This window comes from Halomonas sp. McD50-4 (genome assembly GCF_022348135.1).
In the GTDB taxonomy this organism is placed as follows: Bacteria; Pseudomonadota; Gammaproteobacteria; order Pseudomonadales; family Halomonadaceae; genus Vreelandella; species Vreelandella piezotolerans.
Genome location: NZ_JAKRFG010000006.1, coordinates 75,648 through 97,718 on the forward strand (window position 1 = coordinate 75,648; position 22,071 = coordinate 97,718).

Here is a 22,071-nt window from a genome sequence, read left to right on the forward strand (position 1 = left end):
CCTATGGGTTGCAGGACCGATCCAACGCGGCCACCAGCGCAGCCGGCGTTGCTCCCGACGCCACCTTGAGGTCACAAAAACCCAGTTTACCGGCCAGTGTAGCTAAACGGTGACTGGAAACGATTAGCGGTTGGTTCAACGCTGCTGGACCACACCATTTTGCCAGATATTCAAGCAGTTCGCCGCTGGTGACGATGAGCGCCCGGTAGTCACCACCGTGAAGGCGCTCGCGCAGGGCGGGGAGCGGCGGTTGATACACACGCCGATAGACTGCTAGACGCGTCACCTGGGCGCCGCGTGCTGTCAGCGTGTCGGCGATGAGCGTGCGACCGCCTTCACCGGCCACCAGCAGCACCCGCTGGTGCGCCAATTGGCGAAGCGACGCCAACGAGAGCAGCGCTTCACTGGTGTCTTCACCCCGATGGGGCGGGGGTATACGAACCTTAACCCCGAGCTGGTCGGACAGTATGCTGGCAGTGGCCCGCCCAACGCTATAGTAATCGATGCCAACGGGCAGCTGTGGCCAGTAGCGATCCAATGCCTCGCTCAAACAGTGTGCGGCAAAGGGGCTGACCACTACTATCTTATGGTACTGATCGATATCCAACCATATTTGGCGTTGGGCCGCCGCTTCGGGCAAAGCCTCCAAGCGCATGACGTCAAGGGACTCTACCCAGTCGTGGCGTTCGCGCAGGGCATCCGCCAGGGTTTGTCCACGCTCTCCTGGGCGGCAAATCAGAACCGGTTGGTTCATACGTGGCGACCGTAGACCTCTGCCAAGATATCGCCAGCGCCTTGATCTAGAAGCTCTTCGGCAATTCGGATGCCGAGCGCTTCCGGCTCGTGAATCGAGCCACGCCCCTCGGCTCGCAGCACTTCTGTGCCTTCTGGGTTGCCGACAAGCCCTCGAAGCCACAGCGTTTCGTTGCCTTTATCCAGAATGGCGTGTCCGGCTATCGGCACTTGGCAGCCGCCTTCCAGGCGCGTGTTCATGGCGCGCTCGGCGCGCACGCGGGTGGCGGTATCCTGATCGTCCAAGGGGGCCAGTAGCGCAATCAATTCGGGGTCGTGCAAGCGACATTCAATGCCTAGTGCGCCCTGGCCGCAGGCGGGCAGGCAGATTTCGGGGGGCAGTGCTTGGGCGATTCGCGCGTCGAGCCCCAGGCGCTGCAGGCCAGAGGTGGCCAGAATGATAGCGTCGAACTCGCCATCGTCGAGCTTACCAAGGCGAGTCTGGACGTTGCCGCGCAGGTTGAGGATTTGCAGGTCCGGACGGGCTTCACGCATTTGTAGGCCACGACGTAGGCTGGCGGTACCGATGCGCGCACCTTCGGGCAGCTCGTCGATGCTGTTATAGTGGTTAGACACGAACGCATCGGTGGGGTCTGCCCCCTCTAAAATCACCGATAGCCCCAAGCCTTCGGGGAAGTGCATGGGTACGTCTTTCATGGAGTGCACGGCAATATCGGCGCGACCATCCAGCATGGCGTCTTCGAGCTCCTTGACGAATAGCCCTTTGCCACCAATTTTGGAAAGGGGCGTATCGAGGATTTTGTCGCCTTTGGTGGAGAGGGGGACAAGCTCGACGTCCAGTCCGCTATGGGCCGCCATCAAGCGGTCGCGGACGTACTCGGCCTGCCACATGGCCAACTGACTTTTACGTGTGGCAATGCGCAATTTAGTGATGGATGACACCTGATTCTCCCTTTGCCGCTGACACGGCGCGTCGAACTGTGATAATTCTCATCATAAAGCACCCAGCCACACAGTAAAAATAACCGGCCATATTTAGGGCCAGCGCTGACCGCGTTTAACGCCTGCTAGGAAACGCCATGCCCTCTGTCGAACCGCAAGGCAAGCTAGACCAATTCTTCCTGTTATCGCAGGATTTGCTCTGCTGCATTGACTTTTCGGGCACGCTGCTGAGCGTCAATCCTACCTTCGAGTCGTTGCTCGGTTACCCGGCACATGCGCTATTGGGTAAGCCCTGTGGTGTCGTCGTCGAGCCACGCGATCATCCCGTGATCGAAGCGGCACTAGCGAGCTTGTGCCGTGGTGAGAAGGTAAATACCTTCGACGTATGCGCGCGGACGGTCGAGGGCCAGCGTATTTGGCTTGAGGTATCGGCCTCCAGCGGCGACCAAGTCATTTATGTCATCGCACGGGACGTTACGCGGCGAAAAGCGGTCGAAAAGCAGTTGAGGCGCAACCAGCGGTTGTTTCGCATTGCCGGTGAAACGGCCCATATCGGGGGCTGGTACATGGACCTGGCCGTAGGGCTACCCATATGGTCCGAAGAAGTGTGCCGTCTGCACGACATGCCGGTGGGGCACCAACCCACCCTCGACGAAGCGCTCGGCTTCTACACGCCTCGTGTGCAGCCGCGTATTCGTTCCGTCTTTACTGCTTGCTGCGAGCAGGGCGTGAGCTTTGACGAAGAGCTCGAAATCGTAACCCGAGACGGGCGGCGACGTTGGGTGCGCGTGATTGGCCGCGCGGTGCGTGACGAGCTGGGCCAGATCATTCAGGTGCAGGGCTCGACTCAAGACATCACCGAACGTAAAGACACCGAGCGGCAGCTCACCTTGCTGGAGCGCAGCGTCGAGTCCAGCACCAACGGCGTGGTGATCGTGGATGCCCAGCGCCCCGATTTGCCCATGGTCTACGTCAATGCCGCTTTCGAGCGCATTACCGGCTACTCGCGTGACGATGTGCTGGGCCGCAACTGCCGCTTCTTACAGGGCGTCGACACCGATCCCGCCACCCTGGCGCAGCTTCGCAAAGGCATCGAAGCGCAGCGCGATGTGCATGTGGTGATTCGCAACTACCGTCGCAGTGGCGAACCGTTCTGGAACGATCTTTATATTTCGCCAGTGCGCGACGAAGAGGGCGTGGTGACGCACTTCATTGGCGCGCAAAACGACATCACCGCCCAGCGTGAGTACCAGGCTCAACTCAGCCATAACGCCAATCACGACGCGCTGACGGGGCTGCCCAATCGGCTCATGCTCGATCAGCGCTTGGCCCAAGGGTGCCTGCTCGCCAGACGCTATCATCGCTATTTGGCCGTACTGTTCATCGATCTGGATGACTTCAAACCCATCAACGACACTCTTGGCCATGAGGTCGGTGACTTTATCCTGCGCGAAGTGGCCAAGCGCCTAGAAGAAGAGCTGCGGCCTTGGGACACCGTGGCGCGCTTTGGTGGCGACGAATTCATCGTCTTGCTCCCGGACTTGGCGCAAGAGGATGACGTGCTACAGGTCGTCGAGCGGCTGCTGACGCGGGTGTCTGCTCCCTACTGGTATCGCGGCAGCGAGCTGCGCATTACCGCCAGTATCGGTATCGCCACCGACGACGGCACGATTCGAGCGCCGCGCCAGCTGATCCAGCAGGCCGACCTGGCCATGTACAAGGCCAAGCGGCGAGGGCGTAACACCTTCCAGTGGTATACCGACGAGCTCAATCGCAAGGTCACCGAGCGGGTGAGCTTACGCCATGCGCTGCAGCAGGCCATCGAACAGCAGCAGTTCGAACTACACTATCAGCCGCAAATTCATCACAGCGGTCGAGTCGCCGGGGTCGAAGCGCTCATTCGTTGGCGCCACCCCGAGCGTGGCAACATCCCGCCGGGGCAGTTCATTTCGCTGGCCGAGGATACCGGTCAAATCATTCCAATCAGCGAGTGGGTGCTAGAGACGGCCTGTCGCGATGCGATGGTGCTCAATGCGCAGAGTGCGACGCCCATGACCATGGCGATCAACGTCTCGCCCATGCAGTTTCAGCGTCCCGGCTTTTTGGACTCGGTGAAGAACGTGTTGGCGCGCAGCGGTTTGCCACCGGCCTTGCTGGAGCTTGAACTGACCGAGGGCGTGCTCATGGATAGCGCCGAGCACACCATTCAAGCGCTCAAAGCACTGCGCCAGCTCGGTGTGCATATCGCCCTCGATGACTTCGGCACCGGCTTTTCCAGCCTGAGCTACCTGAAACGGTTGCCCATCAACAAATTGAAGGTCGACCGCTCGTTCGTACGCGACGTGGCGACCGACTCCCGTGATGCGGCCATCGTCGAGGGGGTCGTCACCATGGCCGACAAGTTGGGACTAGAAGTCCTCATCGAAGGTGTCGAAACGGCCGAGCAGTTTCATCATCTGCGCATGCTGCAGTGCGATCACTTCCAAGGCTACTACTTCGCTCGCCCAATGGCGTTGAGCGTGCTCAAGCACTTCTTGGACTCGCCATCCGCCGCCACGGCCAGCGCCGCTGATCCCATCTCCTGAGCGTGACGGCTGCAAAACGGCATGCCGTTCCAGGCGGTGACTCTGGTACACTTTCTTTTAACGACTCCATTAGATTTGTCAGCAGGATATCTCTCCGATGAGCCAAGCTACGAACCAGTCTTGGGGCGGTCGCTTCAGCGAGCCCACCGATGCCTTTGTTGCGCGTTTCACCGCGTCCGTGACGTTTGATCAGCGCCTAGCGCGCCAGGATATTCAGGGCTCGATCGCCCATGCCACCATGCTGGCGCGGGTAGGCGTGCTCACCGACGACGAGCGCGATGCGATCATCAACGGTTTGACCGAGATCCAGGGCGAGATCGAACGCGGCGAGTTCGACTGGTCGGTGCCGCTGGAAGACGTGCACATGAACATCGAAGCACGCCTGACCGACAAAATCGGCATTACCGGCAAGAAGCTGCACACCGGACGCTCGCGCAACGACCAGGTGGCCACCGACATTCGTCTGTTCATGCGCGATGAGATCGACGTGATCGAAGCGGAGCTGACACGCCTGCGCGACGGCATGATCGAACTGGCCGAGCGCGAAGCCGACACCATCATGCCAGGCTTCACCCACCTGCAAACCGCGCAGCCGGTCACCTTCGGCCATCATCTGCTGGCGTGGCAGGAAATGCTGGCCCGCGACCATGAGCGGCTTTTGGACTGTCGTAAGCGCGTAAACGTGATGCCGCTGGGCGCCGCGGCCCTGGCGGGCACGACTTACCCCATCGACCGCCACGTCACCGCGGACCTGCTCGGCTTCGACCGCCCGGCGGAAAACTCGCTGGATGCGGTGTCGGATCGCGATTTCGCCATCGAATTCACCAGTTTTGCCAGTATCTTGCTGATGCATCTCTCCCGCATGAGCGAAGAGCTGGTGCTGTGGACCAGCGCCCAGTTCGACTTCATCGACCTGCCCGACCGCTTCTGCACCGGTTCCTCCATCATGCCGCAGAAGAAGAATCCCGACGTGCCCGAGCTGGTGCGCGGTAAAACCGGGCGTGTCTATGGCCACCTGATGGCGCTGCTGACGCTAATGAAATCGCAGCCGTTGGCCTACAACAAGGACAACCAGGAAGACAAAGAGCCGCTGTTCGACGCCGTCGACACCGTGCGCGACTGTCTGAAAGCCTTTGCGGACATGGTGCCCGCCATCGAGCCCAAGAAAGAGAGCATGTACGAAGCGGCGCGTCGCGGCTTCTCCACCGCGACCGATCTGGCGGATTATCTGGTACGTAAAGGCGTCGCGTTCCGCGATGCTCACGAGATCGTGGGGCTGTCCGTCGCCTACGGTCTAAAAACCAAGAAAGACCTCTCAGAAATGAGCCTGGAAGAGCTTCAGCAGTTCTCCGATACCATCGAGCAGGACGTGTTCGAGGTGCTGACCCTGGAAGGTTCGGTGGCGGCCCGTAACCACATTGGTGGCACGGCCCCCGACCAAGTACGCGCGGCCGCAAGCCGTGCCCGTGAAGCGCTGGCGGCGCTCAAGGGGACGTCATGAAGCGCTATACGATCACACTCGGCGCGCTGCTGCTGGCCTCGCTGCTACTCGTCGGCTGTGGCCAGAAAGGGCCGCTCTATTTGCCTGACGACACATCCGATTCGGCCGCCGAGCAGGAGGGGTAATGGATCACTTTAAATACCGCGACGGCGTGCTCTACGCCGAAGACGTTCCGCTAACGCAACTGGCGGACAAGCTGGGCACGCCCTGCTACGTATACTCCAAAGCGACGTTGGAGCGCCACTTTCGCGCTTACACCGAAGCGCTGGGCGGCCATCCGCACCTGATCTGCTACGCGGTGAAAGCCAACTCCAACCTAGCCGTGCTGGGCCTGCTGGCCCGCCTAGGCGCCGGTTTCGATATCGTCTCCGTGGGCGAGCTGGAACGGGTGCTAAAAGCCGGTGGTGACCCCAGCAAAGTCGTGTTTTCCGGGGTCGCCAAGCAGCCCCAGGAAATGGCGCGGGCGCTGGAGGTCGGCATCAAGTGCTTCAACGTCGAGTCGCGCCCCGAGCTCGAGCGCTTGAACGCCGTGGCAGGGGAGCTGGGCCAAGTCGCCTCGGTATCCCTGCGCGTCAATCCCGACGTGGACGCGGGCACCCACCCGTACATCTCCACCGGTTTGAAGGACAACAAGTTCGGCATTCCCGTCGACGACGCGTTGGAGGTGTACCAGTTGGCCGCTAGCCTGCCCAACCTGCGGGTGACGGGACTGGATTGCCACATCGGTTCACAGCTCACCGAAACTGCGCCGTTCCTGGATGCCCTGGAGCGCCTGCTGGTGCTCATGGAGCGCCTGCGCGAGCACGGCATCGAGATCGACCACCTCGATTTAGGCGGTGGCCTGGGCGTGCCCTACCGCGACGAGAAGCCACCCCAGCCGTTCGACTACGCCAGCCAGCTGTTGGCGCGCCTCTCCCGCTGGGAAGGCGGTGAAACGTTGACGCTGCTGTTCGAGCCGGGCCGCTCCATCGCCGCCAACGCTGGGCTGATGCTCACCCGCGTCGAGTTTTTGAAACCTGGCGAGACCAAGAACTTTGCCATCGTCGATGCGGCCATGAACGACTTGATTCGCCCAGCGCTGTACCAGGCGTGGCAGGCGATCGTGCCGGTGGACACCCGCCAAGCACGGGACACCGCCACCTACGACGTGGTAGGGCCGGTGTGCGAAACGGGCGACTTCCTGGGCAAGGAGCGCGAGCTGGCGATTGCCGAGGGCGATCTGTTGGCGGTGCGCTCCGCCGGTGCTTACGGCTTCGTCATGGCATCCAATTACAATAGCCGTCCCCGTCCCCCCGAAGTGATGGTGGATGGTGATACCTTTCACGTGGTGCGCGCTCGGGAAGCGCTGGAAAGCCTGTGGGCCGGCGAGGCGCTGCTGCCCGAAGGAGCGCGCTGATGCTGCTGCACTTCACTAAAATGCACGGCTTGGGCAACGACTTCATGGTGGTGGATCTGGTCACCCAGCGGGCGCGCCTGCGCGACGAGCAGATTCGCCAGCTGGCGGACCGACGCTTCGGCATTGGCTTCGACCAGCTGCTGATCGTCGAGCCGCCCCGCGATCCGGACATGGATTTTCGCTACCGTATCTACAACGCCGACGGTAGCGAAGTGGAGAACTGTGGCAACGGCGCGCGCTGCTTTGCCCGCTTCGTGCGCGACCAGCGCTTGACCCATAAGCATGACATCCACGTGGAAACCGCCGGAGGCCCGCTGGTGCTCCACGTACAGCACGACGGCATGGTACGCGTGGACATGGGCAGGCCGCGCTTCAACCCAACCGCGCTGCCTTTCGAGACGCCGGGTGACCAGCCGCTGCACGAGCTGGAAGCCGACGGTGAGACGCTGCAGATTGGTGTGGTGTCCATGGGCAACCCCCATGCGGTTCTCCAGGTCGAGAACGTCGATAGCGCGCCGGTGGAGCGCCTGGGGCCACTGTTGGAGGCGCACCCGCGCTTTCCCAACCGGGTCAACGTGGGCTTCATGCAGGTGGTCTCGCCCAGCGAAATTCGCCTGCGGGTATTCGAACGAGGCAGCGGTGAAACCCTGGCCTGCGGCACCGGTGCCTGTGCGGCGGTGGCCAGCGGTATTCGTCAGGGTCTTTTGAAGAGTCCGGTGAAAGTGCATTTGCCCGGCGGGCAACTCAGCATCGAGTGGCCGGACCCTGAGGCGTCGCTGGTCATGGTGGGCCCCGCCACGCGGGTGTTTGACGGTCGGGTATCACTCAACTAATGCGAGGAGAACGGCGATGTCTCAAGCTCCTGAGCCGCGTAAAACGCTCGATCCGGATCAAGTAGCGTTTTGGCTGGCCCGACACCCCGATTTTTTCATTGGTCGTGAAGGGCTGCTGCAGCAACTCAAAGTGCCGCATCCGCATATCGAAGGCGCCGTATCGCTATTAGAGCGTCTGGTGATCGACCTTCGCCAGCGCGCCGAAACGGCGGAAGGGCGGCTTGAGCATTTGTTGGAAACCGCGCGGCACAACGAGTCGCAGTACCGCCGACTGCGGGAGACGCTGCTCAGCTTGGTCGAAGCGGAAGACCGCGATGCCCTCGCTCAAGCGCTGGCGACGCAGTTGAGCGAGCGTTTTCAAACCCCCGCGATGGCGTTGTGGTGCCCCGCCTCGTTGAGCGATGCGGAACCGGCGCCGCCTCAGCCACCGCGCCACGTGCTGGATCAGCACGCCAGCGCCCGCTTGGCAGCGCTGCTGGATGGTCGAACCAGCCGCTGCGCCAAGCTAAGCGTCAGCGACTGGAAGTGTCTGCTGCCCCATACCAAAGCGCCCCGCAAGGCGGGCTCCTGTGCCATCACGCGACTCTCGGCCGGAGAGCAGCTAGGCTATTTGCTGCTTGCAAGCCCCGACCCCGACAGCTATCGCGCCAGCATGGATACGCTATTTACCGAGTACCTGGGCGATATCGTCGCGCGCCTGCTGCTGCGATTAGGCCCCCACGGCGTGGAGCAGCATGGCTAGCCAAGCGACGCTGACAAACGCCGTTGAAGAGTACCTAGCGCAACTGGCGACTCACGCCAGTCCCGCAACGGTGGCAGCCTACCGCCAGGATCTGGCGGCGTTTTGTCAGTTTGCTGACCAGCGCGGCGTGACTCAGGCCAGCGCGCTGGACACGACGCTGGCAAGAGCTTTCCTCGGTACCGAGCGTAGCCGGGGGCTGGCGCCCCGAACGCTGGCCCGCCGTCGCGCGGCACTGTCGCGTTTCGCCGATGCCTTGGTAGAACGCCATGTGCTGGTGGATAACCCGATTCAACTGTTGCGCACCCCCAAGCAGCCCAGCCACCTGCCCAAACCGTTGGACGTAGACGCGCTGTCGCGCTTTCTGGACACTCCTCACGACGGCTCGCCGCTCTCGCTTCGTGACCAGGCCATGTTGGAGCTTTTCTACTCCAGCGGTCTGCGTTTAGCAGAGCTCGCGGCGCTGGACGTGAATCACTTGGCGGCCAACCATGTGCGGGTGAGGGGTAAAGGCAGTAAGCCTCGCCAAGTGCCGGTGGGACGGCGTGCCCAGCAGGCGCTCACCGCGTGGCTCGCCTGCCGGGCCAGTTGGGTAGACAGTGCTGAAACGGCACTGTTCGTCGGGCAGCGCGGGCAGCGGTTGGGCCATCGGGCGATTCAGAAACGCTTGGCGCAACTGTCAGTGATGCGCGGCCTCCCCGAACACCTTCACCCCCACCGCCTGCGCCACTCTTTTGCCAGCCATCTGTTGGAGTCCAGCCAGGACTTGCGCGCTGTGCAGGAGCTGTTGGGCCACGCCAATCTATCGACGACCCAAGTGTACACGCGGCTGGATTGGCAGCATCTTGCCGAGAGCTACGATGCCGCGCATCCCCGCGCCAAACGCCGCCCCAGTGGGAGTGAATCATGATCACGTTAGACGCCATCACCTTTGATTTGGACGACACCCTGTGGGACAACCAGGGCGTGATGTTGAAAACCGAGGAAGGGCACTACCGCTGGTTGCTGGAAGCGCTCACCGCGTGGCGGTCGGCGCGTCAGGAGGCACCGCTACCACTCACCTACGAGGAGGGGGTAGAAGACTATTTAAAGCGTCGCCAGCAGTGGGCCCACCAGGTGCCCGAACGACGTGGCGACTTCACGTGGTTGCGTCTGCGAGCGCTGGAGGCCCAGTTGGAGGAGAGCGGCTTGGCACGTAGCGCCGCGCTACTATGGGCCGCTGCCGCCATGAACGAGTTCCACCGTCTGCGTGTGCAGGTCACCCCGCACCCTGAAGCGGCCGGGCTGCTCTCGGCGCTCGCCGAGCGCTATCGGCTCGCGGCGATTACTAACGGTAACATTCACCTCAAACGTCAGCCGCTGGCGGCGCACTTTCCAGTGGCGATTGCAGCGGGTGAGCTGCTGGCACCGAAGCCGGATCCCAAGCCGTTTCTCACCGCGTTGGAGCGCCTGAATACCGTGCCGAGACGGGCCATGCACGTGGGTGACTCCTGGCAAGAAGACGTACTTCCCGCTCAGCAGCTCGGTATGCACGCCGCTTGGGTGGCCGAGCGCGGCGACCAAGCGCTGCCCGAGCGGGTACATCGTATTGCCCACGTCAAAGAGTTACCCGAGCTGATCGCATGGCTGGAGCGACAAGCCTAGGCCCGTTACTCGTTGGCGTCTTCAGGGGTGTAGAGCCACTGGTCGAGCTTTTGGGAGAGCATGTCGACGCCGTCACGCTTCAGCGACGAGAAGAGCTGGACCGATACCAAATCTTCCCACTCCCTCAAGCGAGAGCGCACCTTTTGGAGGGCGGCGCTGGCCGGGCCGCGTTTCAGTTTGTCGGCCTTGGTTAGCAGGATGTGCACCGGCATGCCGCGCTGGTCGGCATAATCGAGCATCATTTGGTCGAATTCGGTCAGCGGATGGCGAACGTCCATGAGCAGTACGAGGCCGCGCAGGCTAAAACGGCCGCGCAGATAGTCGGACAAGTGCTGCTGCCACTCGAGCTTGACCGCTTCCGGTACTTTGGCGTAGCCGTAGCCGGGCAAGTCCACCAAGCGACGCGACGTATCGTTCATCACGGTGAAGAAGTTGATGAGCTGGGTGCGGCCGGGTGTTCGCGAGGTGCGCGCTAGCGCGTTTTGCCGGGTAAGCGCATTGATAGCGCTGGATTTACCGGCATTGGAGCGCCCGGCAAAGGCCACTTCTGCCCCCGTATCGTCTGGGCATAGCGCCAGGGTCGGCGCGCTGATCATAAAGCGCGCAGTGGGGTAGTTTAGCCGAGGGACTGGGCTATCATGAGGGGTAGACATGGAGTTCATCCTGAAAAACAAACGTATGACACGGCCTGCCCGAGCACTCTCGAGTGAGCGAGGGCGGTACCGCGACGAATTACCCCAAAAGCAGACCTGGACTTGCATTCCCGCCGCTAGGGTGATTCGTTATAATGCAAGCGGTTTATAACTGCGACCTGGGGCGCTAGTGTACCATCGCGCTCTAGCCAGCAGCGACCAACGCGATATGTTGTTCGTTTTGGCGGAGCTGACCCTGGTAATGTGCTGAACCTGGGCAGCGCCCAGGGTGCGTACCAGTCAATAATCAAACGGCATAGTGGAATAGCAATGAGAAAGTTACTGGCAAGCCTGGCAATTACCATGGGTGCCGTTGGCACCACCCACGCCCAAACGGACCTTCAAGCCGACGCTGATGCAGCGGCGGGTCGCGAACTTGCGCAAACCTGTGCCGCCTGTCATGGCCAGCAGGGCATTAGCGCAGTGGGTACCTTCCCCAACCTGGCAGGACAGCAGATGTCCTATCTGGCCAAACAGATCATGGACATTCGTGACGGCAACCGTGTCGTTGCTCAGATGGCCGGTTTGGTCGATGACTACTCAGACCAAGATGCTTGGGACGTCGCTGCCCACTTTGCAGGCCAAGAGGCTAACCTCGGTCAAACCAGCGATGAAGACGCTGAGTTGCTGGCCCGCGGTGAAGAGCTGTACCGCGCAGGCGATATGTCCAAAGGCATTCCCGCCTGTAGCGCCTGTCATACGCCCACGGGTGTCGGCATCGGCAGTGCGGTCTATCCGGCGCTGTCAGGCCAGCATGCGGAGTACACCGTCTCCACGCTGCAAGACTTTGCCTCCGGTGAGCGCGCCAATAGCCCGAACAACATCATGGGCGATATCGCTTCCAAGATGAGCGACCAAGACATGGAAGCCGTCGCCAACTACGTGCTGGGCTTGAACTAATTTCCCCTCCGCCGGTTTCCCTGTCCTGTGAAATATCCGCCGGATGGGGAACCTGCCTGACCCGCCAGGGGTCATAGCCACACTTTTTGTTGGCCTGCTTTTTTGGAGAGTTCTCGCTATGTTGAAAACGTTAATGGTCGCACTGGCCGGTCTGGGCTTGTCTGCAGCGGTAAGCGCTCAAGAACTGGTCGAAGGCCAACACTACACGCTGCTGGAGTCGCCGGTGGCGACCCAGGTAGACGATGATCAGATCGAAGTGACCGAAGCGTTCTGGTTTGGCTGCCCGCACTGCTACCGGCTGCAAACGTCCGTGAATGAGTGGTACGAAACGCTGGACGATGACGTAAGCATCGTGAAAATGCCTGCTACCATGGGCGGTGACTGGAATACCCATGCGACGGCTTTCTATGCTGCCCAGTCGTTAGGAATCGAAGAAGACCTGCACCAGGACTTCTTCGACGCCATTCACCAAGACGGTCGTTCGTTGACCGAAGCAGACGACATCGCCGACTTCTTCTCTGATTACGGCGTGAGCGAAGAAGAAGCCCAAAAAGCGTTGACCGCGTTCAGCGTGCGTAGCGAGGTCAACAAGGCCAACAGTCGTATGCGTGACATGCGTCTCATGGGTGTGCCAGCACTGATCGTGGATGGCCGCTACGTGGTATCGCCCCAGTCGGCTGGCAGCTTGGAAAACATGCCACAAATCGCCGATGCGCTGATCGACAAAGTTCGCAGCGAGCGTGCGCAATAACGGTGCTTGAGCACGGTCACACGGGCGGGCCAACTCGCTCGCCCGGAGCGCTTCCCTCCTCCGCGCTGTTGGAACGCGGCCATCTTCGGCTGCTGACCTTCAACTTACAGGTAGGTATTCAAACCTCTGCCTACCACCACTACCTCACGCGGAGTTGGCAGCATGTGCTGCCCAACCCCCAGCGTATCAAGCGGTTGGCGCTAGTGGGCAGCGTGTTGGAGCAGTTCGACGTGGTAGGGCTTCAGGAAGTCGATGGCGGCAGCTTTCGCTCCAGCCGGGTCAATCAGGTGGAGTACTTGGCAGCCCAGGCGAAGTTTCCGCACTACTTTCAACAACTCAACCGCAATTTGGGGCAGTTTGCCCAGCACAGCAACGGCCTGCTTTCTCGTTTGACCCCTAGCCACATCGAAGAGCATCGGCTGCCCGGCATGTTGCCCGGCCGCGGCGCGATTCACGTGCGTTACGGCGAAGGCCCAGATGCGCTGCATATCTTCGTCGCCCATTTGGCGCTTAGCCACCGAGGCCGAGTGCGCCAACTCGACTACCTTAGCGATATCATCGAACCGCTGCGACACGTGGTGGTCATGGGTGACTTGAACTGCACGCCCGATCAGCTTCATGCCCACGAGCGGTTTAGCACCTCACTACCGCTGCACCCTGTCAAACCGCTACTCAGCTACCCTTCCTGGCAACCGCGCCGCGCGTTGGATCATATTTTGCTGTCGCAAACGCTGGAAGCCGCCGAGGTGCGCGTACTGGATCATCTCTTTTCCGACCATCTGCCGATCGCGGTGGATCTGCCGCTGCCAGCGGCGTGTCTCTCGTCTATCAGCGCGAACGTTGAACAATAAGCCGTAAGAGCGTCTTTGGGGCGCTGCATTGTCTGCGTATATGCGCTATTGTCTGGGGCGCTGACTCCCCTTAGCCGTTTTACGCGAGACACTTCCATGTCGGACACAACACAACTACCTGCGTTTATCGGTGCGCTGGACCGCGCTTCGGAGTGGTTCGGGCGTACCCTTGCGTGGCTGATCATCATCATGATGTTGATTCAGTTCGCGATTGTTCTGCTTCGCTATATGTTCAGTATCAATAGTATCTTCATGCAAGAGCTGGTGATGTACATGCATGCTAGCGTCTTCATGCTCGCTGCTGCCTATACCTTTCGCCACGATGGCCATGTCCGCGTCGATATTTTCTATCGTGGGATGACCCCTCGCCGACAGGCGCTGGTGAATATAGTGGGTATTCTGTTGCTGATGATTCCGGTGATGCTGTTCGTCATCGCGTCCAGCTATGGTTATGTGGCGAACTCTTGGCGCATCATGGAAACCTCCTCGGATTACGGTGGCATACCCGCCGTATTTGCACTGAAGACGCTGATTCCGGTGTTTGCGTTCTTGATGATCCTTCAAGGGCTGATCGAAGTCGTGCGCAATGGCTATGTCTTCACCGGTCGAATGACGCCGCCAACTGCCGATGACAATCACCTCGAGGAGCGTGTTTGATGCTCGAATTTATGCCGCTTATTCTGTTTGCCGCCATCTGCGTCGTATTGATGTTCGGCTTTCCCGTGGCTCTGTCGCTGGCGGGCACTGCGCTGCTGTTTGCAGGCATGGGTCTGGGGCTGGAAGCCATTGGCATCGACGCCAACTTCGATAGCGGCTATCTAGCCGCGCTACCCAATCGTCTTTACGGCATCATGACCAATCAGACGCTCTTGGCGGTACCGCTATTCGTCTTGATGGGCGTGCTGCTGGAGAAGTCCAAAGTCGCCGAAACGCTGCTGGATGCCATGGCGCTGCTCTTCGGCTCCATGCGTGGCGGCCTGGGGATTTCGGTCACGCTGGTGGGCATGCTAATGGCCGCTTCTACCGGCATCGTAGGGGCAACCGTGGTCACCATGGGGTTGATGTCGCTGCCCACCATGCTCAAGCGTGGCTACAGTACGTCGCTGGCCACGGGCACCATTTGCGCTACCGGCACGCTGGGGCAGATCATTCCGCCCTCCATTGCCCTGGTACTGCTAGGCGATGTCTTGTCGTCTGCGTATCAGCAGGCCCAGCTCGACATGGGCATCTTCAGCCCGAAAACGGTGTCCGTGGGCGACCTGTTCATGGGGGCGCTCGTGCCAGGGTTGATTCTCGTCGTCATGTACATGATCTACGTGGGCTTGGTGGCGTTTTTCCGTCCCAGCATGGCGCCAGCGGCAGACCGCGAAGAGCTGATGGCCGAGCTTGGCCACACCTCGGGCTTGGGCATCCTGCTACTCAAAGGCCTGGTGCCGCCAGTGGTGCTGATCGTCGCCGTACTGGGTTCTATCCTGAGTGGTTTTGCAACGCCCACTGAGGCATCGGCGGTGGGTGCCTTTGGTGCCTTAGTGCTGGCATTGGCTTATCGTCAACTGGATTGGGCAACCCTCAAAGACGTGCTGCGTTCGACCACCCATGTCACCACGATGGTGTTCCTGATTCTGATCGGCGCGGCACTGTTTTCGCTGGTTTTCCGCGCCTATGGCGGTGAGCACATGGTCACCGAGCTGTTCGAGAGCATGCCAGGGGGCGTGATTGGAGCCACGATCATCGTCATGCTGGTGATCTTCCTGCTTGGCTTCATTCTCGACTTCATCGAAATCACCTTCGTGGTGGTGCCAATCGTCGGTCCGATCCTGCTGGCGATGGGACTCGACCCGATTTGGTTGGGCATCATGATCGCCATCAACCTGCAGACCTCCTTCCTGACGCCTCCGTTCGGTTTCGCGCTGTTTTATCTGCGCGGCGTGGCGCCACCGTCGGTGCCCACCTCGGCCATCTACCGTGGCGTGGTGCCGTTCATCCTGATGCAGTTAGGAATGCTGCTGTTGCTGACGTTCTTCCCGCAGTTGGCGACCTGGCTGCCGACACAGTTCTAAGACGCACTTAGTTGAAAAATAACGCTGCTATCAACGCAAGAGAGTGGCAACCTTCACTAAAAGCAGCCAAGCTGCAGACACACAATGGCTTGTAACAACCCGCTTGGTGGCACACGCCAAGCGGGGTATTCCCTACCCATAACAGCAATAAAACAAGCAAGAGGGTTAACGCATGAAAGCCAAAGCACTGCCTGTCGCCATTGCCATGACGACCGCTCTTTCTGCCAGTCTGCTGGTCGTATCCAGCTTCGATAACCAGGCCCAGGCACAAGAGAATTTTCGCTGGAAAATGGTCACTTCCTGGCCGAAAAACTTCCCCGGTGTGGGCCAAGGCCCTGAGCGGCTCTCCCAGCTCGTCGAGGAGATGTCCGATGGCCGGTTGACCATCGAAGTCTTCGGAGCAGGTCAGCTCGTGCCAGGCTTCGAGGTGTTCGATGCGGTGGCAGACGGCACCGCCGAGCTGGGCCACTCCGCCTCCTATTACTGGAAAGGCAAAGCGCCAGCGGCCCAGTTCTTTGCTGCCGTACCGTTTGGCATGAACGCTCAGGAAATGAATGCTTGGCTCAGCTACGGCGGTGGTATGGAGCTGTGGAACGAGCTTTATGATGATTTCGGCGTCGATGTGTTGGTCGCAGGGGCCTCCGGTGTTCAGATGGGCGGCTGGTACAACAAAGAGATCAACTCGGTAGACGACCTGGAAGGCTTGAAAATGCGCATGCCGGGTCTGGGGGGCGAAGTGATGAGCCGCATGGGCGTGGCCATCGTTAACATGCCCGGCGGTGAAATCTTCACGTCGCTACAGTCCGGTGCCATCGACGCCACCGAGTGGATCGGCCCCTACAACGATCTCGCCTTTGGTTTGCACCAAGCCGCTGATTACTACTATTACCCAGGCTGGCATGAGCCGACGGTGATGTTCGAAGCCATCGTGAATGAAGAGGCATGGGCGGAACTGCCCGCCGACCTTCAGGCGATTCTGCGCACTGCCATCAGCGACATCAACCAAAGCGTTCTGGATGAGTACACCGCCCGAAACAACGACGCCTTGGAAACCCTGGTCAACGAGCACGATGTCGAACTGCGCCGCATCCCTGACGACGTGCTGGCCCAGGCTCGCGAACACTCAGCCGACGTAGTGGGTGAGCTGGCTGCATCCAGCGAGCTGGCGACCCGCATCTATGACTCTTATCGCGAGTTCCAGGACAAGGTCGAGGATTACCACGCGATTTCCGAGCAGGCGTATTACAACGCCCGCAACCCGGACGGCGATACCACCCAGTAACGCCATGCCTCCACAAGGCCGCCCTCGGGCGGCCTTTTCGTGAGATTAAGGCAGCGTAAGTGCGGCGGCTTGAGTATCCTATGCAGATACTGTTCTGCTTGGTAAGGAGCCCCATGTCCACGCCCGCTATGCTCACGCCTTCACGACCTGCCGACGCTCGCTTGCGTAATGTATTGACCATCGCTGGCTCCGACCCCTCTGGAGGTGCCGGTCTGCAGGGCGATCTCAAGACATTTTCCTCCCTTGGCGTTTATGGCACGAACGTGATCACGGCGGTGATTGCCCAGAACACCTGTGGCGTCGCCTCGGTGTACCCTGTATCGCCCCAAGCGATCCGTGAGCAGCTCGAGCATCTGTTGAACGATGTGACTATCGATGCAGTGAAAATCGGCATGGTGGCAAGTCGTGACGTGGCGGAAGTCATTGCAGACGTACTACGCCAACGGCGTCCGCGCTGGATCGTGCTCGACCCGGTGATGGTAGCGAAGAGCGGCGATATCCTGGTCGATAACGCGGGCATTCGTGCCGTGCGGGAAGTGCTGGTGCCGCTCGCTGACGTGATTACCCCCAACCTACCGGAAGCGGCCGTGCTGCTGGACGCACCTGCGCCCACCAGTTTGGACGAAATGGAAGCGCTGCTGCCTAAGCTGGTGGCCCTTGGCGCGCCCTTTGTGGTGCTAAAGGGCGGCCATTTGCGTGGCGATACCTGCCCCGACTTGCTGGCCACTCCCAGCGGACAGCAGTGGCTACCGGCTTCCCGCATTGCTACTGAGAATCTTCATGGCACGGGCTGCGCGCTCTCTTCTGCCATTGCTGCCTGCCTGGCAAAGCTGCCTGACGCGGCTGAAGAGGATGCGCCAGAGCAGGCCATTACCGAGGCAAAGCAGTGGCTGCATAGCGCACTGGCGGCCAGCCACCGTTTAACCGTTGGCAAAGGGCGTGGTCCGGTACACCACTTCCATGCGTGGTGGTAGGCCGTTAGGCGAGCGCCACGCAGAATAAACGTCGGATCGAGGGGAAAAGGCGGCGCAGAGTCTCCTTGCGAGATAGGGCAGCGGGCACCATGCTGAAGGGTGCCCGTTTGTTTGCCTATCAGGCTGAGCCATTCGGCCAAGGAGCTAGCCATGTCTCGCACGCTGCTATTTGCCACTGACCTGTCACAGGAAAATCGCGCGGCCTTTGCCCGTGCGCTGCGACTTGCCCATCAGCAGGGCGCGCAGTTGGACGTGCTCCACGTGCTCGACCCCTACCTTCCCCATCGGATGCTTCACGACCTGGAGCGCGCGGTCAGCGATGACATTAGCGCGACGCTCACCGATCTTCGTGAGGATTACGCGCTCGAACTCCCTTCGCTGATGATTCAAACGGTGGTGGGCGATGCCCATGTGGAGATCGTTCGCGAAGCCCATGAGCGTCATGCATCGCTAATCGTGCTTGGCATGCACCGTAAGCGGGGTGAGAAAGATTTACTCTTTGGCACGACCTTGATGCGTATTCTGCGCAGTACCCCTTGCCCCGTGGTGGTAGCGTCATACCGACCGACGCAGCCGTGGCAGCATATCGTGGTGCCGATCGACTTCTCTCTCACCGCTCGACAAACGCTAAAAGAGGCACTGATCCGCTTTCCCGACGCTCAGCTCACGCTGCTGCACGCGTGGAACCTGCCCGGTGAGCGAGAGCTGGGTAACCAGGCATTTTATGCCCATTGGCGTGATCATGAGGTCGCCCGCCTACGAGAAGCGCTGGACAACGAGGTCGAAAGCCTCATGCGCGAACTAGACGGCATACCCGATATCGAGCTGGTACTGGAACCGGGCCAGCCCTGCGACGTGCTGCACGACTATATCAAGCGCCACTCGCCAGACTTGGTCATGTTGGGTAGCCGCTGCCGACCGCATCAACCCAACCCGCTCACCGACATGTTGCTGAGCGAACCCCACTGCGACGTGATGGTGTGTCGACCTTGGTAGCCGGTAGTGCCGTTTCGAGCATGGCTGTACGGAACCTTTATTGTCCTGGTGGGTATGTATAGCTATACGTGAAGCCAGCCAAGCCAATACGGGAGGAGGACACCGTGCAACCACGCCTTGTGACAGCCCTACTGTCGACCTGTTTGCTCATAGGAACCACCGTGGCGGTCAATAGCGCCCAAGCCGAAAGCGTGACCGAGCGGGGCGAACGCTTCGACCGTGTGGTGGAAGAGAATGGCCAGCGCTATGTGCTGCTGGGAAGCGGCGTATTTCGTTACATGATATGGACCGCTTATGCGGGGGCGTATTATCAGTTGGAAGGGGAGCGCGAGCCTCAGCCGTTAAGCGATGTACCCCGCCGTTTGGAACTTGCCTACTTTCATGAGATTGCTGCCGACGACTTTGCCGAGGCGACAGAGAAAACGCTCGACGATTCGTTGACGCTTTACGAGTTCAATCAGGTGAAAGAGAACATGGCGCAGTTGAATCAACGGTACCGGGATGTGGTACCCGGTGATCGGTACCTGTTGAGCTGGGACGGTGAGCAGTTACGCCTTGCCCTCAACGGTGAGACGCTCTACGAGGATAGCAGCGCCGAGTTTGCCAGCGCGATGTTCGGCATTTGGCTGGGCGAGCGCCCGCTGGGTGAAGAGTTTCGCGACGCGCTACTGGGCGTGGACGGATAGCGGCTGACCACGCACCATCTCGCTTGGGCCAGCCCTCGCCTCAGTTTACACTCGCCCTCTTCGACAGCGCCAATGAACGGACAAAGGGGTAAGCGTGAAAGCACTGATTCAGCGGGTCAAACACGCCAGCGTCACGGTGGATGGCAGCACCATCGGTGCGATCGACCACGGGTTGCTGGCACTGATAGGTGTCGAGAAAGGCGACAGCGAGGCGGAGGCCGATAAACTGCTGCACAAGCTGCTGCATTACCGCGTGTTCAGCGACGACGCGGGCAAGATGAATCACAACTTGCAGCAGGCCCAAGGAGGCTTGCTGCTGGTGTCGCAGTTCACGCTTGCGGCCGACACGCACAAGGGGCTGCGCCCCAGTTTTTCCAGCGCCGCGCCGCCCGAGGAGGGGCAGCGGCTGTTTCATTACCTCGTCGATCGAGCGCGCGCTGCTTGGCCCCAGGTGGCGACTGGCCAGTTTGGCGCGGACATGCAGGTTGCGCTGACGAACGATGGCCCGGTCACGTTTCTGCTGGAGAGCTAGCGCTCTAGGCACTCTCACTGGCGAGCAATTCGGCTTCCATGGCTTCCAGTGCCTCTTCGGCGGCGAGCCACGCCTGCTCGGCGTCGTCTAGCTGCGCTTTGATCGTTGCCTGCTTGGCCAGCGCATCGGTCAGCTCCGCTTTGCGGGCGCCGTCAGTGTAGAGCTCAGGGTCGGCGAGTATGGCCTCGACCTCCTCTAGCGAGTGCTGCGCTCTTTCCATGGCCTTTTCCGCCTTGTCGCGCTCTTTTTTCAGAGGGCGCAGCTTTTCGCGCAGCTCGGCCGCTGCTTTGCGGGCGGCTTTACGGTCGCCGCTGGGCTGTTGGCTCTGGCGTTCGCTCTTTTCACTACGGGCGTCGCGGCGGTTCTCTTCCAACCGCGCCTTGAGCCAAGCCCGGTAATCCTCCAAGTCACCGTCGAAGGGCTCGACCCGGTGGTCGGCGACCCGCCAAAACTCATCGACCGTGGCGCGCAGTAGGTGACGGTCGTGGGAGACCAAAATGACCGTGCCCTCGAAGCCTGCCAGCGCTTCCGTGAGCGCCTCGCGCATTTCCAAATCCAGGTGGTTGGTCGGCTCGTCCAGCAGCAGCAGATTGGGTTTTTGCCAAGCGACCAGCGCCAGTGCCAGCCGCGCTTTCTCACCGCCCGAGAAGGTGGCGACTTCCCCGAAGGCGTCGTCGCCCTTGAAACCAAAGCCGCCTAGAAAATTGCGAATCTCTTGATCGCTGGCGGTGGGCGAGAGCCGCTGCACGTGGACGAACGGCGTCGTGGTCACGTCCAGCCCCTCCAGCTGATGCTGAGCAAAGTAGCCAATCGCTAGGTGCTCGCCGGGCACGCGCTTGCCGTCGAGCAGCGCCAGTTCGCCGGTGAGCGACTTGATCAGGGTGGATTTACCCGCGCCGTTGGGTCCCAGCAGGCCGATCCGGCTGCCGGGAAGCAGCGTAATGTTCACCTTGTCGAGCTGTGCGACGTCGCCCGCCTGGCTGCGGTAGCCTAGCGTGGCTTGATCCAGCACCAGCAGCGGGTGAGAGGTCTTATCTGCCGCGGGCAGGGTGAAGTGAAAGGGAGAGTCCACGTGGGCCATGGCGATATCTTCCATGCGCTCCAGCATCTTGACGCGGCTCTGCGCCTGACGCGCCTTAGTGGCCTTGGCCTTGAAGCGAGCGATAAAACGCTCGATCTCTTCGCGGCGCGCCTGCTGTTTGGCCGCTTCGGCCTGCTGCAGGGCGAGCTTCTCCGCCCGTGTGCGCTCGAATCGAGAGTAGTTGCCCCGATAGAGTTCCAGCGTTTGATGATGCATGTGGACGATGTGGTCGCACACGGCATCCAGAAAGTCCCGGTCGTGAGAGATCAGCAGCAGCGTGCCGGGGTAGCGGGTGAGCCACTGCTCTAGCCACAGCAGGGCGTCCAGATCCAGGTGATTGGTCGGCTCATCGAGCAGCAGCAAGTCGGAAGGCATGAACAGCGTACGGGCAAGATTGACCCGCATTCGCCAGCCGCCGGAAAAATCTGAAAGCGGGCGCATCAGGTCCGACTGGACGAAGCCCAGCCCCACCAGTAGCTGGGCCGCGCGGGATTCGGCGGTGTAGCCATCCAGCGTTTCGATCAGCCCGTGTAGCTCCGCTTCGCGATGGGCGTCGCCCGCTTCCCGAGCGGCGAGCAAATCGGCTTGCGCCTTGCGCAATGCGTGATCGCCATCCAGCACGTATTCCACGATGGGGCGGTCCAGCGCCTCCACTTCCTGGGCCATGTGGGCGATCCGCTGGCCACCGCTCATTTCGACGTCACCCTGATCAGGGCCCAGTTCACCTAACAGGAGTTTAAACAGACTCGACTTACCGGCACCGTTGGCTCCAATGATGCCGGCCTTGACCCCGTTATGGAGTGTTAGATCGGCGTTTTCTAGGAGCGTTTGCGTACCCCGTTGCAGGGCGACTTGGCGCAGTGCGATCATGTT

At 60.8% G+C, this 22,071-nt stretch carries 22 protein-coding genes; 18 read left to right on the plus strand and 4 right to left on the minus strand.

Annotated features, from left to right (window positions below):
• Position 1 precedes the first annotated feature (1 nt).
• The gene (locus MHM85_RS09230) at positions 2–754 is read right to left on the minus strand and encodes a uroporphyrinogen-III synthase (protein ID WP_219862247.1); all 753 of its coding nucleotides are present in this window, start codon (positions 752–754) and stop codon (positions 2–4) included.
• Positions 751–1,695 carry a hydroxymethylbilane synthase gene (gene hemC / locus MHM85_RS09235; RefSeq protein ID WP_139526057.1) on the minus strand — a complete coding sequence of 315 codons (945 nt, stop codon included), beginning with the start codon at positions 1,693–1,695 and terminating at the stop codon, positions 751–753. Before hemC ends, MHM85_RS09230 begins: the two co-directional genes overlap by 4 nt.
• Positions 1,696–1,832: 137 nt before the next feature.
• Between hemC and MHM85_RS09240 the strand changes: the two genes are divergently transcribed.
• The 8 genes from MHM85_RS09240 (at position 1,833) to MHM85_RS09275 (ending at position 10,393) form a co-directional block, all read left to right on the plus strand.
• Positions 1,833–4,280 carry an EAL domain-containing protein gene (locus MHM85_RS09240; RefSeq protein WP_219862244.1) on the plus strand — a complete coding sequence of 816 codons (2,448 nt, stop codon included), beginning with the start codon at positions 1,833–1,835 and terminating at the stop codon, positions 4,278–4,280.
• Between the two features lie 97 nt (positions 4,281–4,377).
• Positions 4,378–5,781: an argininosuccinate lyase gene (gene argH / locus MHM85_RS09245; RefSeq protein WP_139526055.1), complete on the plus strand. Its 1,404-nt coding sequence runs from the start codon at positions 4,378–4,380 to the stop codon at positions 5,779–5,781.
• Positions 5,778–5,906 carry a lipoprotein gene (locus MHM85_RS09250; RefSeq protein ID WP_139526054.1) on the plus strand — a complete coding sequence of 43 codons (129 nt, stop codon included), beginning with the start codon at positions 5,778–5,780 and terminating at the stop codon, positions 5,904–5,906. Before argH ends, MHM85_RS09250 begins: the two co-directional genes overlap by 4 nt.
• Complete coding sequence (gene lysA / locus MHM85_RS09255; protein ID WP_219862242.1) at positions 5,906–7,177, plus strand: diaminopimelate decarboxylase; 1,272 nt, start codon at positions 5,906–5,908, stop codon at positions 7,175–7,177. The genes MHM85_RS09250 and lysA overlap by 1 nt, the downstream gene beginning before the upstream one ends.
• Positions 7,177–8,010, plus strand: a complete 834-nt coding sequence (dapF, locus tag MHM85_RS09260) for a diaminopimelate epimerase (protein ID WP_219862240.1) — start codon at positions 7,177–7,179, stop codon at positions 8,008–8,010. The genes lysA and dapF overlap by 1 nt, the downstream gene beginning before the upstream one ends.
• Before the next feature lie 16 nt (positions 8,011–8,026).
• Positions 8,027–8,752, plus strand: coding sequence for a DUF484 family protein (locus tag MHM85_RS09265; protein ID WP_139526051.1), 726 nt, complete (start codon positions 8,027–8,029; stop codon positions 8,750–8,752).
• Positions 8,745–9,659 carry a tyrosine recombinase XerC gene (locus tag MHM85_RS09270; RefSeq protein WP_219862238.1) on the plus strand — a complete coding sequence of 305 codons (915 nt, stop codon included), beginning with the start codon at positions 8,745–8,747 and terminating at the stop codon, positions 9,657–9,659. Before MHM85_RS09265 ends, MHM85_RS09270 begins: the two co-directional genes overlap by 8 nt.
• Complete coding sequence (locus MHM85_RS09275) at positions 9,656–10,393, plus strand: HAD family hydrolase (RefSeq protein ID WP_139526049.1); 738 nt, start codon at positions 9,656–9,658, stop codon at positions 10,391–10,393. Before MHM85_RS09270 ends, MHM85_RS09275 begins: the two co-directional genes overlap by 4 nt.
• Before the next feature lie 5 nt (positions 10,394–10,398).
• On the opposite strand, the gene yihA is transcribed toward MHM85_RS09275, so the two are convergent.
• Positions 10,399–11,046, minus strand: coding sequence for a ribosome biogenesis GTP-binding protein YihA/YsxC (gene yihA, locus MHM85_RS09280; protein WP_139526048.1), 648 nt, complete (start codon positions 11,044–11,046; stop codon positions 10,399–10,401).
• Between the two features lie 309 nt (positions 11,047–11,355).
• On the opposite strand from yihA, the gene MHM85_RS09285 reads away from it, so the two are divergent.
• The 10 genes from MHM85_RS09285 to dtd all read left to right on the plus strand — a co-directional run bounded on the left by MHM85_RS09285 (position 11,356) and on the right by dtd (position 20,117).
• Positions 11,356–11,985: a c-type cytochrome gene (locus tag MHM85_RS09285; protein WP_219862236.1), complete on the plus strand. Its 630-nt coding sequence runs from the start codon at positions 11,356–11,358 to the stop codon at positions 11,983–11,985.
• Between the two features lie 118 nt (positions 11,986–12,103).
• Positions 12,104–12,736, plus strand: a complete 633-nt coding sequence (locus tag MHM85_RS09290) for a thiol:disulfide interchange protein DsbA/DsbL (protein ID WP_219862234.1) — start codon at positions 12,104–12,106, stop codon at positions 12,734–12,736.
• 2 nt (positions 12,737–12,738) lie between these two features.
• The gene (locus MHM85_RS09295; protein WP_139526045.1) at positions 12,739–13,587 is read left to right on the plus strand and encodes an endonuclease/exonuclease/phosphatase family protein; all 849 of its coding nucleotides are present in this window, start codon (positions 12,739–12,741) and stop codon (positions 13,585–13,587) included.
• 96 nt (positions 13,588–13,683) lie between these two features.
• Entirely contained in the window at positions 13,684–14,244 is a 561-nt protein-coding gene (locus MHM85_RS09300) for a TRAP transporter small permease subunit (RefSeq protein WP_219862232.1), read from the plus strand.
• A complete protein-coding gene (locus tag MHM85_RS09305; protein ID WP_219862230.1) occupies positions 14,244–15,647 on the plus strand; it encodes a TRAP transporter large permease subunit in 1,404 nt (467 codons plus the stop codon). Before MHM85_RS09300 ends, MHM85_RS09305 begins: the two co-directional genes overlap by 1 nt.
• Positions 15,648–15,819: 172 nt before the next feature.
• Positions 15,820–16,929 carry a TRAP transporter substrate-binding protein gene (locus tag MHM85_RS09310; RefSeq protein ID WP_139526042.1) on the plus strand — a complete coding sequence of 370 codons (1,110 nt, stop codon included), beginning with the start codon at positions 15,820–15,822 and terminating at the stop codon, positions 16,927–16,929.
• Positions 16,930–17,042: 113 nt separating this feature from the next.
• A complete protein-coding gene (thiD, locus tag MHM85_RS09315; protein ID WP_231125624.1) occupies positions 17,043–17,903 on the plus strand; it encodes a bifunctional hydroxymethylpyrimidine kinase/phosphomethylpyrimidine kinase in 861 nt (286 codons plus the stop codon).
• 150 nt (positions 17,904–18,053) lie between these two features.
• Positions 18,054–18,899 carry a universal stress protein gene (locus MHM85_RS09320; RefSeq protein WP_239285781.1) on the plus strand — a complete coding sequence of 282 codons (846 nt, stop codon included), beginning with the start codon at positions 18,054–18,056 and terminating at the stop codon, positions 18,897–18,899.
• Between the two features lie 104 nt (positions 18,900–19,003).
• Complete coding sequence (locus MHM85_RS09325; protein ID WP_219862226.1) at positions 19,004–19,585, plus strand: chalcone isomerase family protein; 582 nt, start codon at positions 19,004–19,006, stop codon at positions 19,583–19,585.
• Positions 19,586–19,679: 94 nt separating this feature from the next.
• A complete protein-coding gene (gene dtd, locus MHM85_RS09330; RefSeq protein WP_219862225.1) occupies positions 19,680–20,117 on the plus strand; it encodes a D-aminoacyl-tRNA deacylase in 438 nt (145 codons plus the stop codon).
• A gap of 4 nt (positions 20,118–20,121) precedes the next feature.
• Here dtd and MHM85_RS09335 read toward each other — a convergent pair whose 3' ends face one another.
• Positions 20,122–22,068 carry an ATP-binding cassette domain-containing protein gene (locus tag MHM85_RS09335; protein ID WP_153843530.1) on the minus strand — a complete coding sequence of 649 codons (1,947 nt, stop codon included), beginning with the start codon at positions 22,066–22,068 and terminating at the stop codon, positions 20,122–20,124.
• Positions 22,069–22,071 lie beyond the last annotated feature (3 nt).

Excerpts from the sequence above, each read along its gene's own strand:
- MHM85_RS09230 (WP_219862247.1), bottom strand. The coding sequence starts at position 754 with ATGAACCAACCGGTTCTGATTTGCCGCCCAGGAGAGCGTGGACAAACC.
- MHM85_RS09240 (WP_219862244.1), top strand. The coding sequence starts at position 1,833 with ATGCCCTCTGTCGAACCGCAAGGCAAGCTAGACCAATTCTTCCTGTTA.
- argH (WP_139526055.1), top strand. The coding sequence starts at position 4,378 with ATGAGCCAAGCTACGAACCAGTCTTGGGGCGGTCGCTTCAGCGAGCCC.
- MHM85_RS09250 (WP_139526054.1), top strand. The coding sequence starts at position 5,778 with ATGAAGCGCTATACGATCACACTCGGCGCGCTGCTGCTGGCCTCGCTG.
- lysA (WP_219862242.1), top strand. The coding sequence starts at position 5,906 with ATGGATCACTTTAAATACCGCGACGGCGTGCTCTACGCCGAAGACGTT.
- dapF (WP_219862240.1), top strand. The coding sequence starts at position 7,177 with ATGCTGCTGCACTTCACTAAAATGCACGGCTTGGGCAACGACTTCATG.
- MHM85_RS09265 (WP_139526051.1), top strand. The coding sequence starts at position 8,027 with ATGTCTCAAGCTCCTGAGCCGCGTAAAACGCTCGATCCGGATCAAGTA.
- MHM85_RS09270 (WP_219862238.1), top strand. The coding sequence starts at position 8,745 with ATGGCTAGCCAAGCGACGCTGACAAACGCCGTTGAAGAGTACCTAGCG.
- MHM85_RS09275 (WP_139526049.1), top strand. The coding sequence starts at position 9,656 with ATGATCACGTTAGACGCCATCACCTTTGATTTGGACGACACCCTGTGG.
- yihA (WP_139526048.1), bottom strand. The coding sequence starts at position 11,046 with ATGTCTACCCCTCATGATAGCCCAGTCCCTCGGCTAAACTACCCCACT.
- MHM85_RS09285 (WP_219862236.1), top strand. The coding sequence starts at position 11,356 with ATGAGAAAGTTACTGGCAAGCCTGGCAATTACCATGGGTGCCGTTGGC.
- MHM85_RS09290 (WP_219862234.1), top strand. The coding sequence starts at position 12,104 with ATGTTGAAAACGTTAATGGTCGCACTGGCCGGTCTGGGCTTGTCTGCA.
- MHM85_RS09300 (WP_219862232.1), top strand. The coding sequence starts at position 13,684 with ATGTCGGACACAACACAACTACCTGCGTTTATCGGTGCGCTGGACCGC.
- MHM85_RS09305 (WP_219862230.1), top strand. The coding sequence starts at position 14,244 with ATGCTCGAATTTATGCCGCTTATTCTGTTTGCCGCCATCTGCGTCGTA.
- MHM85_RS09310 (WP_139526042.1), top strand. The coding sequence starts at position 15,820 with ATGAAAGCCAAAGCACTGCCTGTCGCCATTGCCATGACGACCGCTCTT.
- thiD (WP_231125624.1), top strand. The coding sequence starts at position 17,043 with ATGTCCACGCCCGCTATGCTCACGCCTTCACGACCTGCCGACGCTCGC.
- MHM85_RS09320 (WP_239285781.1), top strand. The coding sequence starts at position 18,054 with ATGTCTCGCACGCTGCTATTTGCCACTGACCTGTCACAGGAAAATCGC.
- MHM85_RS09335 (WP_153843530.1), bottom strand. The coding sequence starts at position 22,068 with ATGATCGCACTGCGCCAAGTCGCCCTGCAACGGGGTACGCAAACGCTC.